Raw genomic sequence first — 225 nt, 5'->3', positions numbered from 1 at the left:
GCACTCGGCGCTGGGGTACCTCAGCCCCGAGGAGTTCGAGCGGGCCAACTGGCCCGAGGAGGACCGCCACCCGATGGCGGCGTAAGGGTGTAAACGGAATCGGGGTAGATTCAGCCCTCGCTCAGCCGCCCGGTGGTCGAGGAGCTCGCGTCGCTCGGGTTCCTGGAGCGCCGCGAGAACGTCGTGCTCGTCGGCAGCCCGGGCGTCGGCAAGACCCACATGGCC

General features: G+C 70.2%; 1 pseudogene. It reads left to right on the top strand.

Features of this window, described 5'->3' with window-relative positions:
* Positions 1–111 precede the first annotated feature (111 nt).
* Positions 112–225: pseudogene (locus tag H6A15_RS10305) on the top strand (ATP-binding protein); the annotation flags it as partial.

It is taken from the genome of Enorma phocaeensis (genome assembly GCF_016901575.1).
GTDB classification, from domain to species: domain Bacteria; phylum Actinomycetota; class Coriobacteriia; order Coriobacteriales; family Coriobacteriaceae; genus Limicola; species Limicola phocaeensis_A.
The sequence above is the reverse complement of the archived record's forward strand: the minus strand, read 5'-3'. Positions and strand labels throughout refer to the sequence as shown.